Annotated in this window: 16 protein-coding genes; 6 read left to right on the forward strand and 10 right to left on the reverse strand. The window is 71.1% G+C overall.

The features are described 5' to 3' along the window. The first annotated feature begins 70 nt into the window (after positions 1–70). Positions 71–670 (forward strand): hypothetical protein, encoded by a 600-nt coding sequence (locus OG992_RS20730; protein ID WP_238687675.1) that lies wholly within the window; start codon positions 71–73, stop codon positions 668–670. On the opposite strand, the gene OG992_RS20735 is transcribed toward OG992_RS20730, so the two are convergent. From OG992_RS20735 to OG992_RS20745, 3 genes are all read right to left on the reverse strand, one after another. Further along, a complete protein-coding gene (locus tag OG992_RS20735) occupies positions 638–1,036 on the reverse strand; it encodes a hypothetical protein (RefSeq protein WP_238658498.1) in 399 nt (132 codons plus the stop codon). The genes OG992_RS20730 and OG992_RS20735 overlap by 33 nt on opposite strands. Positions 1,037–1,249: 213 nt before the next feature. After that, positions 1,250–1,471: a DUF397 domain-containing protein gene (locus OG992_RS20740; RefSeq protein ID WP_091396369.1), complete on the reverse strand. Its 222-nt coding sequence runs from the start codon at positions 1,469–1,471 to the stop codon at positions 1,250–1,252. Continuing rightward, a complete protein-coding gene (locus tag OG992_RS20745) occupies positions 1,441–2,322 on the reverse strand; it encodes a helix-turn-helix transcriptional regulator (RefSeq protein WP_091396372.1) in 882 nt (293 codons plus the stop codon). The genes OG992_RS20740 and OG992_RS20745 overlap by 31 nt, the downstream gene beginning before the upstream one ends. Before the next feature lie 624 nt (positions 2,323–2,946). Between OG992_RS20745 and OG992_RS20750 the strand changes: the two genes are divergently transcribed. Further along, positions 2,947–3,231: a hypothetical protein gene (locus OG992_RS20750; protein WP_091396374.1), complete on the forward strand. Its 285-nt coding sequence runs from the start codon at positions 2,947–2,949 to the stop codon at positions 3,229–3,231. Positions 3,232–3,328: 97 nt separating this feature from the next. Then, positions 3,329–3,790 carry a hypothetical protein gene (locus OG992_RS20755; protein WP_238687674.1) on the forward strand — a complete coding sequence of 154 codons (462 nt, stop codon included), beginning with the start codon at positions 3,329–3,331 and terminating at the stop codon, positions 3,788–3,790. 7 nt (positions 3,791–3,797) lie between these two features. On the opposite strand, the gene OG992_RS20760 is transcribed toward OG992_RS20755, so the two are convergent. Continuing rightward, positions 3,798–4,649, reverse strand: coding sequence for a PASTA domain-containing protein (locus OG992_RS20760; RefSeq protein ID WP_266304082.1), 852 nt, complete (start codon positions 4,647–4,649; stop codon positions 3,798–3,800). 161 nt (positions 4,650–4,810) lie between these two features. Further along, positions 4,811–5,491: a PASTA domain-containing protein gene (locus OG992_RS20765; RefSeq protein WP_266304083.1), complete on the reverse strand. Its 681-nt coding sequence runs from the start codon at positions 5,489–5,491 to the stop codon at positions 4,811–4,813. A gap of 123 nt (positions 5,492–5,614) precedes the next feature. On the opposite strand from OG992_RS20765, the gene OG992_RS20770 reads away from it, so the two are divergent. Then, positions 5,615–7,048 (forward strand): hypothetical protein, encoded by a 1,434-nt coding sequence (locus OG992_RS20770; RefSeq protein WP_266304084.1) that lies wholly within the window; start codon positions 5,615–5,617, stop codon positions 7,046–7,048. Between the two features lie 158 nt (positions 7,049–7,206). Here OG992_RS20770 and OG992_RS20775 read toward each other — a convergent pair whose 3' ends face one another. Next, positions 7,207–8,685 (reverse strand): glutamate--cysteine ligase, encoded by a 1,479-nt coding sequence (locus tag OG992_RS20775; protein ID WP_238687670.1) that lies wholly within the window; start codon positions 8,683–8,685, stop codon positions 7,207–7,209. A gap of 311 nt (positions 8,686–8,996) precedes the next feature. Continuing rightward, positions 8,997–9,578: a YceI family protein gene (locus OG992_RS20780; RefSeq protein WP_238687669.1), complete on the reverse strand. Its 582-nt coding sequence runs from the start codon at positions 9,576–9,578 to the stop codon at positions 8,997–8,999. Between the two features lie 99 nt (positions 9,579–9,677). Here OG992_RS20780 and OG992_RS20785 point away from each other — a divergent pair, with 99 nt between their 5' ends. After that, a complete protein-coding gene (locus OG992_RS20785; protein WP_238687668.1) occupies positions 9,678–10,196 on the forward strand; it encodes a MarR family winged helix-turn-helix transcriptional regulator in 519 nt (172 codons plus the stop codon). A 230-nt stretch (positions 10,197–10,426) separates the two neighbouring features. Here the strand turns inward: OG992_RS20785 and OG992_RS20790 are convergent, their stop codons facing one another. The 3 genes from OG992_RS20790 to OG992_RS20800 form a co-directional block, all read right to left on the reverse strand. Then, a complete protein-coding gene (locus tag OG992_RS20790; protein ID WP_266304085.1) occupies positions 10,427–13,081 on the reverse strand; it encodes a helix-turn-helix domain-containing protein in 2,655 nt (884 codons plus the stop codon). A gap of 133 nt (positions 13,082–13,214) precedes the next feature. Further along, complete coding sequence (locus tag OG992_RS20795) at positions 13,215–14,363, reverse strand: acyl-CoA dehydrogenase family protein (protein WP_238687666.1); 1,149 nt, start codon at positions 14,361–14,363, stop codon at positions 13,215–13,217. 78 nt (positions 14,364–14,441) lie between these two features. After that, complete coding sequence (locus tag OG992_RS20800; protein WP_266304086.1) at positions 14,442–15,974, reverse strand: acyl-CoA carboxylase subunit beta; 1,533 nt, start codon at positions 15,972–15,974, stop codon at positions 14,442–14,444. A 168-nt stretch (positions 15,975–16,142) separates the two neighbouring features. Here OG992_RS20800 and OG992_RS20805 point away from each other — a divergent pair, with 168 nt between their 5' ends. Next, positions 16,143–16,703 (forward strand): snapalysin family zinc-dependent metalloprotease, encoded by a 561-nt coding sequence (locus OG992_RS20805; protein ID WP_238687664.1) that lies wholly within the window; start codon positions 16,143–16,145, stop codon positions 16,701–16,703. Positions 16,704–16,711 lie beyond the last annotated feature (8 nt).

Here is a 16,711-nt window from a genome sequence, read left to right on the forward strand (position 1 = left end):
CCCGGCGTCCGGGGCGAACGGGGGACGCGCCCGGATTCGCCTCGCCGGAATTCGGGAAAGACTCTCGAACATGGAGAGTCAGCTCACCATCCTGCTTCCGGTCGCCGCCGTCTGGCTGGCCGCCGGCGTCGTTGCCGACGGCCTCCCCGGGCTGCGCAACACCCGCATGCTGCGTCGGCGTACCGGATGGTTGCTGGCGCTGACCCTCACCGGCGTGGCGCTCACCGCGGCCGTGCTCGGCGGCGGGCTGCTCAGCGCCGGCACCGCGCCGGTCGACCGGGCCGCCGCCGGGCTCACAGTGGCCGCCGGCCCGGCGCTGGTGGCGACGGTCTGCTCGGTACGACGGATCCGCCGGCTCTGGGCAGGTGCGGGCGCGTTCGCCAGTGCCCCCGCCACCCCCGCGCCGCACGGGCTGCGCGCCGCCGCAGCCCACCCGCTCGTCGGGCTGCCACCGCAGGTCACCGCCCTGGCCACGCTGCCGGCATTGATCGCCGCCGCCGGTGCCGACCTCGGCGCCGACCCCGGCGTCACCGGGCCGGCGATCACGGTGGGGGCACTAGCGGTGATCGCCATCGGGGTCCGGCACGCGCTACGCCACAACCGCCTCGCGGAGCGGGCCCAGCCCGCCGTCGCAGGGTCAACGCGGGCGGCTGGCGCTCTGCACGTATAGCAGTTCCAGGATCGACCTGGTGGCCTCGAACCAGCGGTCCAGCCAGTCCTGCGAGGGCACTGTGCCCTTCGGCGGCAACTCCATCAGCAGACCCCGCAGCAACGGGTGGTCCGCCAGGGACTCGGGCGGCTCCATCGGCCAGCCCGCCGGCGGGAACGACGGCTCGATCAGCGGGTTCGGGTCCAGTGAGGGCAGCGAGAGCGGAGGATCCGTCGTCTCGGAAGCACCCTCCCGACCGCTCAACTCCTGGTCGGTCGAGACCACCTCGGTCAGAACCGTGTCCCGACGAGCACCGCGGTACTTGCCACCGAACCGCTCCGGCTTTGCCGGACCGGTGGTGAGGTTGTCTGAACCGATCGTCGTCATCCGTCTCGCCTACTCGCTCGGTTGCGGGTCGGTGCGGCGGGTCGTCGACCAGCGCCGTACCGATCGGTTCAACGAGACGGGGACGCTCTGGCGACGGGAATCCCGACGGAACCTCTCCGACCCCCGCCGCGACGCGACAGGCAGCCGCGCCCACCGCGGACACGGCAAAGTCCCCGTCCGGCGAACCGGACGGGGACTCCATTGACCAGTCGGTCAGACCGCGCCGAACACACCACCCCGGGTGCCGGCAACGAAGGAGTGCCAGTCACCCGGCGCGAAGACCAGGGCGGGGCCCGCCTTGTCCTTCGAGTCCCGCACTCCGACCGCCCCCGTCACGTACGCCACCTCCACGCAGTTGTCACAGTTCGGCCCGCTCTTCGAGCTCTTGAACCATGCTGCCTGCGTCAGGTCCACGGGGAACCCTTTGGTCGCCATTTCCACAACGGCTCCTCTGCCAGTTTTGCGATGTGTGCGACGGACTCCTCCGGACGTATGGCCGCAGCGCGGATGTGATCGAAGATGAAGCTGTACTTCTGTAGTTCGTCGCTCTTCTCGAGGAAAAGCCCACCCGTGGCGTTCTCCGCGTACACAACATCCGGATCACCGGGCTCAGGGAAGCTGAGGATCGTGAACGTGCCGTCCATGCCGGCATGCGCACCCACCTCGAAGGGCAGGATCTGCAGCGTCACGTTCGGCAACTCGGCCACCTCGACCAACCGCTTGAGTTGACCGCGCATCACCTCGTCCCCGCCCACCGGCCGACTTACCACCGCCTCATCGAGCACCACCCACAGATCGACCGGATCGTCCTGGGTCAATAACGACTGACGGCCCAAACGGACACGCACTCTTTGATGCACCTGATCGGCGGTGAAGTCCGGCCGAGCCGCACGGATCATGGCCCCGGCGTACTCCTCGGTCTCCAGAAGACCCGGAACGACCTGCTGTTCGTACGCCCGGATCGAACTGGCCGCCGCCTCCAGCCCGACGTATGCGCCGACGAGCACCGTGCTGTAGGGGTGCCACCAGCCCTTCTGGCGGGCCTCCCGGGCGATCTGCACGAGCTCGTCGCTCTCGGCGCCGACGACGCCGTAGATCCGCAGCATGTCCCGCACGTCGCGTGGGGTGGCCGTGGTGTGCCCGGTCTCGATCCGGGAGACCTTCGACGCCGAGCACTCCAACTGTTCGGCGACCACCTCGATGGTGATCCCGGCGGACTCCCGCTGGCGGCGCAGCTCGGCCCCGAGCCGCCGCCGTCTGATGGTGGGACTGCGCCGCTCACTCATCGCGCAACCCGTGAGTCACTGGTCCCCGCCGCTGGCTGCTCGACCCCACTCGGGCTACCTCCGGTAACGCGCCACTGGTGACACCCGCCGGGGGCGCGACCGTCGACCGGCGAGCGTTCGCGACGAAGGGGTGGTGCCGGTCCTCGGCCGGCCGCGACGGGCGAAACCGGTCCCCAGTCTGCCGCCCGGACGCGGATGGCTTCAATAGGCCTTTCGCGCGACACGCTCACGTATCGGCAAAAGTCGACGTGCAACTTGCATGAAGCACGTCCCTGATGCACTCTGTCCGTATGGCACGGATCACTCAGCGTCTCCGTCCGGTCCCTCCGAGTGGTGAACCCACCGCTTCGGGGAAGCCGGGCACGGCGCGGGCCCGGCCGACGACAACGCGACCTGCTCCGGGGTAAGGACCCCGCCGCTGCAAGCCGGCAAGCTGCGGCGGCGGGCGCGGTTCCCGGAAGCAACCGGGTGGTGGTCGGGTGGCGGCACGTCACCAGCGGGGTACGGCCCGACCACCGCCATCCGCACCACCGGTTCACGAGGCACGACCCCGTCACCGGCCGAGACGTCCCCCGTTCAGGCACCGCCGGCGCAACCGCCGGCCGATCCTCCCCAGGAGCCCATGTGCTTCCCCGCACCGGTGACGTACTGCACGTGACACGCGCGGCGAGTGTCCAGTTCCTCAGGCCGATCAAGTTCCGGGTGATCCGGGTGCTCGACTGGCCGACCTATGACGGCTGGCTCTGGCTCGACGGCTACGAGTTGAACGCCGCGGGCGACGCTGTCACCCGACGGTCGATCTTCGTCCAGCGGGAAGGGCTGCAGCAACTGCAGGCCGCCCCCGAACCCCGTCCGCACACAGTGCGGGCCCGCCGCCCGGTCGCGCGTACCCCGCTCCGGGTGGGCTGACCGACCCGAACCGCCGCCGGTGGGCGTGCCGTCGCCATAGAATCGGTACGCCCACCCCGGCACCGTTCCACCGCTCGTCCAGGACCCTGACCCTGGGATGGTCATGGTCAATCAGCCCGCCCTGCGGCGGCACCACCGCTCCCGTATCGCCTATGCCTTCGGACTCCTCGCCCTCCTCGGGGCGATGGCGACACTCCTGGTCCTCGTCCGCGACCCGGCGATGTCGTCCACCCGGCTGACCGCACCGGTGCCCGCACCGGAGATCACCGTGCTCGACTCCGACCCGCCGACGGGCGACGGTCAGTCGATTTACGAGGAACCTGGCTGGATCGACACCGGCACCCCTGCCGACCACGCTGGTGGTGCCGACCCGACCGGGCCGGTGTCCGGCCTTGGCGCCGGCGGCCAGTCCGACGGCCCCCAGGAACTCACCGAAGCCGCTCCGGCCGGGCACAGCGCAACTGACATCCGCCGCTCCCTCTTCTGGTCCGGCATCTTCGGCCTCGCCATCTCGCTGGCCGGCATCGGTCTCGTCGGCACCCGCCGCCGGATGTGGTGACCAGCGGTCACGGTGTGTTCGTCACCGTGGGGCTCGGCGTGGTCGGGCTCGACCCGCTCGGCGGCACGGCCTGCGAGATGATCAACAACAGCTCGTCGTCGGTCGACACCGACGTGCCCGCCTCCGGCTCGGTGCCCACCACCGTCCCCGGTGGCAGCTCCGACGGGCGGTACACCACCCGGTAGGGCAGGCCCAGCCGAGCCAACAGCCCCTCGGCGGTGGCCTGTGGCAGGCCGACGAGCGGTGGCACGGGCAGCTCATCCGGCGCGTCAGTGGTCGGCGAACTGCTCGGCGACTCGCTGGTGGGCGCCGTCGACGTGGGGGCTGCGCTGGTCGGCGGGGTCCTGGGGGCACCGGTCGGCGGAGGGGACGGGGTGGGCCCCGGATCGTTGCGGTCGTCATCCTGCTGGGCGAGCACCACCCAGAGCGCGCCCCCGAGCAGGCCGGCGAGCAACAGCGCCAGCACGCCCCAGAGGATCGGCGACCACCACCGCCGACCACCCTGCTCCTCGACGTACCACTCACCGCCGGCGTCATCCGGTCGAGGCGAGCGCACCTCGGCCCGACCGGACCAGGCTGGCGGTATCGGCGCCGTCCGGTCGGCCGGCGGACCCGGCCGGGTGCCGGCGGACCGGTCGATCGGCATGGTCTGGTCGGGCGACAGGTCGGGACGAGCCGGGACAGTCCGGTCTATCGGTGCCGTCTCGTCCGGGCCGGTGGCCGCTGGCGTCGGTTGCGTCGGCTCCGGTCGCTCGGCGGCGGGCCCGGTCGGGGCCGGCCGATCAGCGGCGGAGGGCAGGGGGCGGGTCCGGTCGTCGTCGTGCTCGCCGGCGGGAGGCTCCTGGCGGTCGTCGCTCATCGCACGTCCTTTCCCGAACCCGGACGGGCGTCATGGCCCTCGACCGCCAACCTAGTCGCCCACACCCCCATCGGTGGGGACCAGCGTGCCGAGCCGCGCCGGCCGTCGGCGGGACAGGACGGCGGGTAGGCACCGGCAGGCTCGAACCCGCCGGCCTGACCTCACTGCGTGGGGTTCGCGGTCGGCTGGTTGTCCGAGCCGCACCAGATGCTGACCTGGTCGTTCCACCGGGCCGGGCCGTCCTCGGCGGGCTCCTGCCGGCTGACCTTCCCGGTACGTCCGCTGAGGTAGCGCGGGTAGAGGCCCTCGTCGACCAACTCGTCGGCGGCGTCGGCGCAACTCTTGCCGACCACGTCCGGCACCTCGGCGGCCGGCGCCGGCCCGGCGACCTGTAGTTGCACCGTCGTCCCCCGGGCGACAGCGGTGCCCACGGCCGGTGTGGTGCTCTCGACCGTACGGCCGGCGCCGCCACCGAAGACCAGCCGCCAACCCAGCCGCTGCTTGCGCAGCGTATCCCTGGCCTGCTCGAAGTCGGTGCCGATCACCGGCGGCACGGTCAGGCCGGCCGCCTTGGTCGGGGTGGCGGAGGTCTGGACCGCCGACGGTGTCGGCCGGCCGCTGCTCGGTCGGGGTGCGGTGGCCCTGGTGGTCGACGCGCCAGCCGTGGTCGCAACGGCCAGCGGGTCACCAGAGGGTGCGTCGTCCTCGCCGGCCAGCAACCAGCCGCCGGTCGCACCCACGGCGGCGAGCAGCACCGCCGCCAACCCACCACCGAGCACGACGCTGGCCCGGCCCGCACCGCCACCGGCGGCATCCTGCTGGCCCGTGTTCGTGTCCGTCATAACGCCCACCGCCTCATCACCGGCGACCGTACCGCCCGCCGCCCAACCCGCCCGCACCGGCGGTCCACACCGGCGGGTCCTTGCGACTCGCCGCGCCGACGACGGGACGTTACGCTGCCCGGCATGGCCAGACAGGGCTGGGGAGTGTCGATCGCGACGGCGATCGGGGTCGCTGCCGGCGCGGGTGCCGCACAACTGGGCTTCGGCTACGGGCTCGGCGTCATCACCTGGACGCCCACCGATGCCGGTGCGACCGACACCGCCTGGGCGGACGGCCTCGCCTGGGCCACCTGGCTCGCCGCCAGCTCGACGGTCCTCGGCGCGGTCTGCGCGCAGCGGCTGCACCAACGGAACGCTCCGGCGAAGGCCGTGATCTCTCCGGAAACGCCGCCCGACGGAGCTGCCCGCCACGAGGGCCCGCAGCTCGACGATCGGAGGCCGGGGCACGAGAGCCCGGCCGACGGGCCTTCACCGGCCGTCGACACGGCCCGCCCGGAGGTTGCGGGCACGCCACCACCGGTGGCCGAGCCGCCGGTCCACGACCGAGGTGGCCTGCTGCGCCGGGTGACCCTGGCGCTTGGCGCCGGACTGGGCGGGCTGGTCACTGTGCTGTTGATCGCGGTACCCGCGCGGGTCGCGACCGGCGCGGACACCGGCGCTCCGCAACGGACGGCCGCCGTACAGGCGACGCTGGGCATCCTGATCGGCGTCCTCGTCGCGATCTGGGCGCTTCGCTCCCGAGCAGCAGCGGTCAACGTGACAGCGACGGCCGCCTGGCTCTGGCTGCTCGCGGTGATCTCCGTGATCGACGGGGTACGCGTCGGACGAGGGCTGACCGGCGCCCAACTCGGTACCTGGCAGTTCGACCCGGACCACGCCCGGTACTGGATCGGGGGCCAGCTCTACTGGCCCGGTGCGCTGCTGGCGCTGGTGCCCGCGCTGCTGATCGGCGTACTGGCCGCCCGGCGGTCCGCCCGCTCGGGCGGGCACCGCGTCGGTGCGGCGGCCTCCGGCGCGGCAGGCCCGGTGCTCGTCGCGCTCGCCTACCTGACCACCCTGCCGCACTGGTCGACGCTGGGCCCCGCGCAGCTGTCCACCCAGCTGATCGCCCCGTACGCGGTGATCGCCGGTATCGGCGGCTCGGTGCTGGCCGCCCGCCTCGGCGAGCGAAGCGAGCGAAACCGCCCGGCCGAACAGAGCCGCCCGGCCGAGGTGAGTGCGGCGCCCCGCGACACGGTGGCCGACCCGGCCCCGGTCGCCGAGACCGAGCCCGCGCCGCCGGTCTCCGGCTCGACCGCCACAACCTCAGCCTCGACGGCCGGCTCCACGGCCTCGACGGCCGGGACCTCAGCGCGGCGCAGAAGGGCCGACGCCACACCGCAGACGCCCCGGACGGGCTCGCCGCCGTCCGACGCCAGCGCCGTACCGCAGGTTCCCGCCCCGCGTACGGACCCGGACCTCGCGGATCCGGCCGGTCGTCCCACCGAAGCAACAGTGGCAGAGGATCTGACCCCCACCAGCCGGCGCACCCGCGCAGCACGCCGCACCACCGACTAACCCCGACCCACCCTGGCCCCCCGGCCCACCCTGGCCCCCCCGACCCACCCTGAACCCCTGACCCACCTGTTGATCATGAAGTTGTTGCCACCTCGCCCGGCGTGTCATGGCAATAACTTCATGGTCAACGCGTTCGGGGGTGGGTGGGGTGGGGTGGGCTAGGTGGTTGGCCAGGTGTGGACGGGTTCGTTGGTGCGCTGGAGTTCGGCGTAGCGCTGGACCATGTGGTGCAACGCGTCCGTCCGGTCCATGCCGTGGTGCCGTTCCGCCGCCCAGACCGCCTCGGTCTGCCAGACGGCACCGTTGCGGCCGGTACGGCAGCGCTGCTCGATGATGTCGAGCAGCCGGTCCCGCTGCGCCGGGGCGACACCGAACCCGTCCAGACCGGTGGCGGCGGTGGGCAGCAGTTGGTCAAGGACCAGCTTGGTGACCGGCACGTCGCCGAGCCCGGGCCAGTGCAGCACGGCGTCGAGGCCACGTCGGGCGGCGGCGTGGAAGTTCTCCTCGGCGGAGCTGAAGGTGAGTTGACTCCAGATCGGTCGGTCGGCCTCGGCCAGACCGCGTACCAGCCCGAAGTAGAAGGCCGCGTTGGCCAGCATGTCCACCACCGTCGGACCGGCCGGCAGCACCCGGTTCTCCACTCGCAGGTGAGGGCGGCCGTTCATGATGTCGTAGACCGGACGGTTCCACCGGTAGACGGTGCCGTTGTGCAACCGCAGCTCCCCGAGCTGTGGCACACCTCCGGCGTGCAGGACCTCCACCGGGTCCTCGTCCTCGCAGATCGGCAGCAGCGGCGGGAAGTACCTGACGTTCTCCTCGAACAAGTCGAAGATCGAGGTGATCCACCGTTCGCCGAACCAGACCCGCGGCCGTACTCCCTGGGCCTTCAGCTCGTCTGGACGGGTGTCGGTGGCCTGCTGGAACAGGGCGATCCGTGTTTCGGCCCACAGTTGGCGGCCGTACAGGAAGGGGCTGTTCGCCCCGACTGCCACCTGCACCCCGGCGATGGCCTGGGACGCGTTCCAGTAGTCGGCGAAGCTGTCCGGGGCGACCTGGAGGTGGAACTGGAGGCTCGTGCAGGCGGCCTCGGGGGCGATCGAGTCGGTGTGCGTGCGTAACTGCTCGACGCCGCGAATGTCCAGCTCGATGTCCTCGCCCCGGGCGCCGACGATCTGGTCGTTGAGCACCCGGTAACGCTCGTTGGTGGAGAGGTTGTCCTCGACCAGGTGCCCCTCGGTGAGGGTGGGCAGGATGCCGACCAGGACGATCTTCGCGTCGGACCTGGCGGCACGCTCGTCGGCCCGGGAGAGGCTGCCGCGCAGGTCGTGCTCGTAGTCAGCGAAGCCGGTGCCCTCGATCAGTCGGGGCTCGGCGTTGAGTTCAAGGTTGAACTGCCCCAACTCGGTCTGGAAGAGAGGGTCCGCGATGTCGGCGAGGATCTCCTCGTTGCGCATCGCCGGCTCGGCGGCCGAGTCGACCAGGTTGAGTTCGATCTCCAGGCCGGTCATCGGCCGGTCGGCGTCGAAGCCGAAGTCGTCCAGCATCAGGGCGAAGACGTCCAGGCACCGCCGCACCTTCTGCCGATATCGGACGCGATCATCCCGGGTGAAGGCGCCCTCTGAGACGTCCCTGCCCATGTGTCCTCCCGACGGCCGGCGCGGTCGGGATCATGCCGTCCCGGAAGCGCTTTGTGAAGCATCCACGGTAAGAGCGCCCACCTGACCGGGGCCAGAGGCCGACGGCGTTGATCCGACGGCGACCGGAGCGGACGCGCTCGTGGCGCCATCTGTACCCCGTCGTCGACTGGCTGGACCCGATTGCGGTGCGAACAACCCGTGACAATTACCACCAGTGGGAACGACGCAGGGCCCGCGCCGACGTGCGGCGCGGGCCCTGCGTTTCGGATCGCCGTGAGGGTTCCCCTGCCCTCCGGCGATCACTGGGGACATCAGGCCTGACGGACGGCCTCGCCCTCGATCTCGATCTTGATCTTGCGGCTGACCAGCACGCCCCCGGTCTCCAGGGCGACGTTCCAGGTCAGGCCGAACTCCTCGCGGTCGATCTCGGTGCTCGCGGAGAAGCCGAAGATGTCCTGGCCGAACGGGCTGCGGCCGACACCCTCGAACTCCACCTCCAGCTCGACCAGGCGGGTGACGTCCTTGATGGTCAGCTCACCGGTGAGCACGAACTCGCTGCCGCGACGGGACTTGACCCCGGTGCTGCGGAACTCGAGCGTCGGGAACTTCTCGGCGTCCAGGAACTCGGGGCTGCGCAGGTGGGCGTCCCGGTCGGTCTGGGTGGTGTCGACGCTGGCGGCCTGAATGGTGGCGACGACCGACGACTGCAGCGGGTCCTCGGCGACGGTGATGGTGGCGGTGGCCTCGTTGAACTCACCGCGAACCTTGCTCACCATCATGTGCCGGGCAACGAAGCCGACCCGCTTGTGCGCCACGTCGAGCGCGTAGGTGCCGGCCGCCGGGATGGTGAGGCTGTCCCAGTCGCGGGTAACCGCTTCGATGCTGCTGGTCATGGTGCTGTCCTCCAGGAGATTGTTTAATAGCCCAACGACTGCTTGAGCAACTATAACCGTTGCAACATTCCCCGTGTCAACCACTGGTATGATGAACGGGTGACCAACGTCTTCGACGATCCCCGGATCACCGCCGTCGGCCTGCTCTTCGAGGCACACGCCGGGCTGTCAGCCCGGTTCAACGCCCAACTCGAGGAGCACGGCCTCTCCGCGGTCGAGTTCGAGGTCATCACCCGACTGGCCCGCTCGCCGGGCAACCAACTACGCATGACCGACCTCGCCGCACAGACCTCCCTGTCCACCAGCGGAGTGACCCGGGTGGTCGACCGGATGGAGCGCGACGGGTTGCTCACCCGCCGGGCCTGCCCGAACGACCGACGCAGCTCGTACGCGGTGGTCACCGCCGCCGGGATACAACGCCTGAACGAGACGCTGCCCGGGCATCTGCAGATGATCGAGCAGTGGTTCACCGGGCAGCTCGACCCCGAGGCGCTGGCGGCCCTCCTCGACGGGTTACGGCGGGTCCGCGACGCCGCGCATCCGTGCGCCACCGCCGGCAGTGACGACGTCAGCCCGGAGCAGGTCGCCGCCACCGGCAACGCCACCCGACGGCACTGATCAGCACCGCCGTCGGGCGGCGGCAGCGGCAGAAAGACCGGCAGAAATGACCCAGCCAAGCTGGATGATTCGGTCCAAGCCGACTTTCTGCCACCGCATCGGTGGCAGGCTTTCCGCACCGGGGATCACCGGGGGGTGACGGCGCGGGCGATCAGCGAGGGGTAGCACCAAAGGGGGCTCTTCGCCCGCGCCACTCTCCCGTCGCGATCCCGCTCGTGGGAAGGCGCAGGCTACTGAGCCGGTCCACCTCGGCCGGCGAGCAGCGCGTAGAGCAGGCCCGACTCCTGCGGCAACAGCCGGATACCGCTCTCCACACAGACCCGGTCCAGTCGATCGAGCACCGCCGGGTCCGCAGTGCTCGCAGCCAGCCCAACCAGCGCTTCCACCGCATCGCGGCGTTCCTGCCCCGCATGGTCGGCGGCGGCCGCGAACCACTCGGCAGCCAACTCCCGGTCTCCCCGGTGCAGCGCCAGGTTCCCCTCGATCAGCGCACAGAGCCCGACCTCCGACCCACCCCGGGCCAGCGCCGCGTCGTCCCCGCGCGGTCGCGGCACGGCCGGTCGCGCCGGGTCGGCCTCCACGCCCCCGGCCCGCAACTCGGTCAGCACCTCGGTCGCCTCCGCGGCCCGCCCGTCCTGGGCGAGCGCCAGCCCGACGGTCCCGAGAACCCGACGGCGACGCCCGGGATCACCCAGCTCGGACAGGGCGGCGATCGCCCGCCGACCACGATCGATGGCGTCCGCGTACCAGCCTTCCAGTCGGGCGACCTCGGCTCGGTTGGCCCAGCCCAACACCCGCAGTCGCTGCTCCCCACTCTCGGCGGCGAGTCGGTCCACGGCGGCGAGCCGGCGGCGAGCCGCAGCCAGATCGCCCGCGCGGATCTCGTGCCAGGCGAGGCTGTTCTGGGCCACCGCCAGGTCCCGGGTCCGCCCGTTGCGGGCGGCCAACCGCAGTAGCGCCTCGGCCTGCTCGCGAGCCTCGTCCTGCCACCCCACGGAGATCAGCAGGGTGCCGAGCACGTTTCGCGCCTCCAACTCCCCGGTGACGTCGCCGGCCTGTTGAAAGGTGTCCAACGCCGCACGGGCCGTCGACAACTCCTCGGCACCCGCGCCGTGCTCCGCCGCCAGCCGGGCGACCCCGAGGGCGGCCCAGCCACGCAGAAGAGGGTCGGCGTCGGCGGTTCGCGGGTCCGCCAGCAGCCGCCGCAACCACTGCCGCCCGACGACGTCGCGTCCGCGGAAACGCCACCAGCGGGTCAGGCAGGCCGCCAGCCGCAGCGCGGTCAACGGGTCGTCGGTAGTCGCGTGGGCCAGCGACGAGCTGATGTCGCTGCTCATCTCGTCCAGCCGGTGCACCGCGTCGGGTAACCGTGGGCCGATCAGGTCGCTGGCGGTACGGGCCACCAGGCGCGCGATGACCTCGGCGTGTCGACGCCGGATACAGGTCAGCTCACCCGCACCGACCGCCTGCTCGACGGCGTAGTCGCGGACCGCGTCGAGCAGCCGGAACCGGAACGATCCGGTTCCGCGTACGCTCAGCAGCCCCAACTCGACGAAGCGGTCCAACAGGGGAACCGGATCGATCGCCACGGTGCCGTCCCGATCGGCCTCGTCGGCGAGCATCTCCTCGGCCAACTCGACCGACCACCGGTTACCGAAGACGGCCAACTGCCGCAGGGCGGCCTGCTCGTCCGCCGCCAACAGGCGGTAGCTGAACGCCACCGCGTCCCGCAGGGTGACGGCGACCGAGACCGCAGCACGGGTGTCGGGTCCGCTCGTCCGACTGCCGGGAGCCTCCGGTGCGTCCCAGGCCGGGTGGGCGGACGCGTCGGCCGGAGTGGCCAGGTCGAGCACCCGGTCGCCGTACCGTTCGAGCAGTTCGGTGAGGTCGAGGAGACGGCCCCGGGCCGCCATCAGCTCGATGGCCAACGGCAGCCCGCCCAACCGGCGCACCAATGCGGCGAGCGCGGGCAGCTCAGCGGAGGTGGGTGGCTCGCGGCGGACCTGGGCGAGGCGGGCGGTGAACAACGCGACCGCCGGCCACGATCCGAGTCCGGAGTGCTCGGCCTCCGGTGGTGGCACGTCGAGCGGCGCGACCGGCCAGACCCGCTCGCCGGGCAACCCGACCGGGTGTCGCCCGGTGACCAGCACCCGCAGCGAGGGCAGTGCGCCGAGCAACCGGTGCACTGTCGCGGCCACCGGGCCCGGGGCGCGCTCCACCGCGTCCATTACCAGCAGCGTCGGCCGCCCGGCGAGCAGCGCCACGAGTTCGGGCAGGCGCGCCACGCCGAGCACGGACATCGAGGCGGCGAGCACGTCCGGACCGTCCGCGCCCTCGCCCACCAGGACCCCGGCAACACCGGCCGGGTGGGCGGCGGCCACCAGGTGCGCCACCGACGTCGCCAGGGCGGTCTTGCCGACGCCGGCCAACCCGACGAGGCTCACCAACCGGGGCCCTCGCTCCACGGTCAGCATTCCGGCCAACTCGGTGAGGTCGCGCTCCCGGCCGATCAACGCGACCGGCGGCGGGAGCGCGACCGACGGGTCGGCGGGTGCGGCCGCCGACGTGGCGCTGCCGCCGAGCGCGAACGTCGTCGAGGCGGCGTCCGGCGAGGCCGGTTCGGCACCGGCGCCGCGGGCCGCGGTCAGGAACGCCGCCCGACTGGTGCCGGTCAGCGCCAGCGCCCCGGCGAGCAGCTCGACAGTGGTGCGTTGTGGACGGATCGACCGGCCACGCTCCAGGTCACGCACCGTACGCACACCCACCCCGGCCCGGGACGCCAGCTCGGCCTGGGTCAGGCCGGCGGCGCGTCGATGCCCGCGGAGCAGCTCCGGCAGAGTGGTACGTCCGACCGGGCTCCGCGACCAGTCATGATCCGGAGTCATGGGCACGAAGAGTACGGATGGACTCCGACCGTCGGCAGTCGAACGTCGGGCTACTGACGCCCGCTCGCCGAAACCCGACAGCCGTACGGACAGTCCGTCCGGGACGACCGGCCGATCAGTTCGGCTGGGCCACTCAGAGGCCCAGGTCCCGAGCGATGATCATGCGTTGCACCTCACTCGTGCCCTCGCCGATCTCCAGGATCTTGGAGTCCCGCCAGAACCGGGCCACCGGGTACTCGTTCATGAAGCCGTACCCGCCGTGGATCTGGGTGGCCTCCCGGGCGTTGTCCACAGCGATCGTGCTGGCGTGCAGTTTGGCGATGGCGGCCTGCCGCTTGAACGGCTCGCCGGCCAGCATCCGCGCGGCGGCGTCGTAGTACGCCAGGCGAGCGGTGTGCGCCTTCAGCTCCATGTCGGCGATCTTGAACTGGATGGCCTGGTTGGCAGCGATCGGCTGACCGAAGGCGTGCCGCTCCTTCGCGTACTTGATCGACTCGTCGACACAGCCCTGCGCGAGGCCGACGGCGAGCGCGGCGATGGCGATCCGGCCCTCGTCGAGGATCCGCAGGAACTGCGCGAAACCGCGACCCCTGGCCCCGAGCAGGTTGGCGGCCGGCACCCGGCAGTCGTCGAAGGTCAGCTCGTGGGTGTCCGAGGCGGTCCAGCCCACCTTGGAGTAGCCGGGCGCGACGGTGAACCCGGGCGTGCCGGTCGGCACGATGATCGTCGACAACTCCTTGGAGCCGTCCGGGTTCGTGCCGGTCACCGCCGTGACAGTGACCATGGCCGTGATGTCGGTCCCCGAGTTGGTGATGAACGCCTTCGACCCGTTGATCACCCACTCGTCGCCGTCCAGCACCGCCCTGGTCTGCGTGCCGGCGGCGTCCGAGCCGGTGCCCGGCTCGGTGAGACCGAAGCCGGCCAGCGCCTCGCCGCTGAGCAGCCGGGGCAGCCAGGTCGCCTTCTGCTCCTCGGTGCCGAAGCGGTAGATCGGCATCGCGCCCAACGAGACCGCCGCTTCCAACGTGATGGCCACGCTGGAGTCGACCCGGGCCAACTCCTCCAGGGCGAGGCAGAGCGCGAAGTAGTCACCGCCCATGCCGCCGTGCTCCTCGGCGAAGGGCAGACCGAACAGGCCCATCTTGCCCATCTGCCGGATCACCTCGTACGGGAAGGTGTGCTGCTCGTAGTGCTCGGCGATGACCGGGGCGACCACCTCGCGGGCGAATTCCCGAACGCTCTCGCGCAGCGCCTCTTGGTCGTCGGTGAGCCGGAAGTCCATCTCATCCTCCTGTAAGGACGGTCCGCCTCGGCGCTCGTGACGCCGGGGGCGGGTCGCTGTGCGGGCCCGAGTCGGTGATCAGACCGGGGTGACGCCGTGCCGACGGCGGGAGAAGTGCCGATCCTTGGTGCGGGCCGCCGCGAATCGACGGACCAGCTCGGTGCGCAGGTCGTGCGGCTCGACGATGGCGTCCACCACCAACTCGCTGGCCAGCCGGACGACGTCGATGTCCTGCTCGTACTCGGCCCGCTTGGCGGCGACGAAGGCCGCCCGCTCGTCCTCGTCCGCAATGGCGGCGATCTTGTTGGCGTAGACAGCGTTCACGGCGGCCTCGGCCCCCATCACGGCGATCTTCGCGGTCGGCAGTGCGATAGTGGCGTCCGGCTCGAACCCGGGGCCGGCCATCGCGTAGAGACCGGCGCCGTACGCCTTGCGGACCACCACGCAGATCTTCGGAACTGTCGCCTCGGAGATCGCAGTGATCATCTTGGCGCCGTGCCGGATGATGCCCTGCTTCTCCACGGCGCTGCCGACCATGAAGCCGGGCACGTCGCTGAGGAACAGCAGCGGCACGTTGAACGCGTCGCAGAGCTGCACGAACCGGGTGGCCTTGTCGGCCGAGTCGACGAAGAGCACGCCGCCCTTGAACATCGAGTTGTTGCCGATGACACCGACGACCTGACCGTCGAGGCGGCCGAAGCCGATGGTCAGCTCCTTGGCCCAGAGCGCCTGGATCTCGAAGAAGGAACCCTCGTCGAGCAGACCCTTGACGTACCGCCGCATGTCGAACGCCTGCCGCTCACTGGCCGGCACCAAGGCCGCCAGATCGGCCTTCGCGGGCGCGGCGACCGCCGGTGCGGTCGGTGGCGCCTGCGTCCAGTTCGCCGGCAGGTACGACAGGTAGGTCTTCACGACGTCGAGCGCGTCGGCCTCGGTCTTGCAGAGGAAGTGCCCGACGCCGGATTCGGCGGTGTGCACCTTCGCCCCGCCCATCGCCTCCAGCGTGGTCTTCTCGCCAGTGACCATCTCGACCATCCGGTCGGAGCCGAGGTACATGCTGGCATTGCCGTCGACCAGCGCCACCACGTCGCAGAACGCCGGGATGTACGCACCACCGGCTGCGCTCGGGCCGAACAGCGCGCAGACCTGCGGGATCGAGCCCGAGGCGCGGACCTGGTTCCAGAAGATCTTGCCGGCGCCACGCCGGCCGGGGAAGAGATCGACCTGGTCGGTGATCCGGGCGCCGGCCGAGTCGACCAGGTAGACCATCGGCACGCCGGCGCCGTACGCCCGCTCGATGATCCTGATGATCTTCTCGACGGTGCGGGCGCCCCAGCTGCCGGCCTTGACCGTGGAGTCGTTGGCCATCAGGCAGACCTGTCGGCCGTCGATGGTGGCGGTGCCGGTCACCACGCCGTCGGCGGGCAGCCCTTCGGCCATCGTGTTGGCGTAGAGGCCGTCCTCGACGAACGAGCCCTCGTCGACCAGGAGCGCGACCCGTTCACGGGCGAAGAGTTTGCCCTTGGCCGCGTTGGCCGCGTGGTACTTGTCCGCGCCGCCGGACCGGGCCCGCTTGCGCAGCTGCTCCAGTGCCTCACCGTCGAGCGTCACGCCGACTCCTCCGCCATACTGACCTGAACGATCGTTAGGCTAGCGCATCGGCGAGGTTGTCGGCGACCTACGAGCGAACCAGACAGCGAAGCTGAGAGCAAGACATTGAAAAACGTGAATACATATCGCTAGGCTCCTGGCACCCCTCCTCCCAGATCGGAGTCAGCGATGACCTCACGACTCAATCGGCTCGCCGTCGCGTTGCTCACGACGACGCTCGCCACCCTCGGCATCACGGTCGCCAACCCCTCGCCCGCGTCCGCCGCCATGACCATCTGCTACAACACCAGCCAGGCGGGAAGCTACGCCAGCGTCGCCAACCAGGCCGCCTCGATCTGGAACAACGCCACAGTCAACCTGACGCTCTCCGCCAACTGCGGCTCCAACCTGCGCATCTACCGGATCACCGGCGGCGGCTCGTACGCCCAGCGGACCAGCCTCGGCAACGGCCGGGTCTACATCGACACCCAGCAGGCCGCCCAGTACAGCGTGCTGCGGATCATGACCCACGAGATCGGGCACATCCTCGGCCTGCCGGACAACTACAACGGAAACTGCGCGCTGCTGATGTCCGGCGGCAGCGCCGGCACCAGCTGCACCAACGCCTACCCCAGCTCCGCCGAGGCGAGCCGGGTGAGCAACCTCTTCGCCGGCACGTTCAGCGCCACCGACCGCAGCGCGGACATCTTCCGCGACAGTTGGCCGAGCACGCTCACCTCGGTGAGCTGATCGACCTG

The organism is Micromonospora sp. NBC_00362, from assembly GCF_026342155.1.
Lineage (GTDB): Bacteria > Actinomycetota > Actinomycetes > Mycobacteriales > Micromonosporaceae > Micromonospora > Micromonospora hortensis.

What these genes read in the sequence shown, in the direction of transcription:
- OG992_RS20730 (WP_238687675.1), top strand. Translation starts at nt 71, where the DNA reads ATGGAGAGTCAGCTCACCATCCTGCTTCCGGTCGCCGCCGTCTGGCTG.
- OG992_RS20735 (WP_238658498.1), bottom strand. Translation starts at nt 1,036, where the DNA reads ATGACGACGATCGGTTCAGACAACCTCACCACCGGTCCGGCAAAGCCG.
- OG992_RS20740 (WP_091396369.1), bottom strand. Translation starts at nt 1,471, where the DNA reads ATGGCGACCAAAGGGTTCCCCGTGGACCTGACGCAGGCAGCATGGTTC.
- OG992_RS20745 (WP_091396372.1), bottom strand. Translation starts at nt 2,322, where the DNA reads ATGAGTGAGCGGCGCAGTCCCACCATCAGACGGCGGCGGCTCGGGGCC.
- OG992_RS20755 (WP_238687674.1), top strand. Translation starts at nt 3,329, where the DNA reads ATGGTCATGGTCAATCAGCCCGCCCTGCGGCGGCACCACCGCTCCCGT.
- OG992_RS20760 (WP_266304082.1), bottom strand. Translation starts at nt 4,649, where the DNA reads ATGAGCGACGACCGCCAGGAGCCTCCCGCCGGCGAGCACGACGACGAC.
- OG992_RS20765 (WP_266304083.1), bottom strand. Translation starts at nt 5,491, where the DNA reads ATGACGGACACGAACACGGGCCAGCAGGATGCCGCCGGTGGCGGTGCG.
- OG992_RS20770 (WP_266304084.1), top strand. Translation starts at nt 5,615, where the DNA reads ATGGCCAGACAGGGCTGGGGAGTGTCGATCGCGACGGCGATCGGGGTC.
- OG992_RS20775 (WP_238687670.1), bottom strand. Translation starts at nt 8,685, where the DNA reads ATGGGCAGGGACGTCTCAGAGGGCGCCTTCACCCGGGATGATCGCGTC.
- OG992_RS20780 (WP_238687669.1), bottom strand. Translation starts at nt 9,578, where the DNA reads ATGACCAGCAGCATCGAAGCGGTTACCCGCGACTGGGACAGCCTCACC.
- OG992_RS20790 (WP_266304085.1), bottom strand. Translation starts at nt 13,081, where the DNA reads ATGACTCCGGATCATGACTGGTCGCGGAGCCCGGTCGGACGTACCACT.
- OG992_RS20795 (WP_238687666.1), bottom strand. Translation starts at nt 14,363, where the DNA reads ATGGACTTCCGGCTCACCGACGACCAAGAGGCGCTGCGCGAGAGCGTT.
- OG992_RS20805 (WP_238687664.1), top strand. Translation starts at nt 16,143, where the DNA reads ATGACCTCACGACTCAATCGGCTCGCCGTCGCGTTGCTCACGACGACG.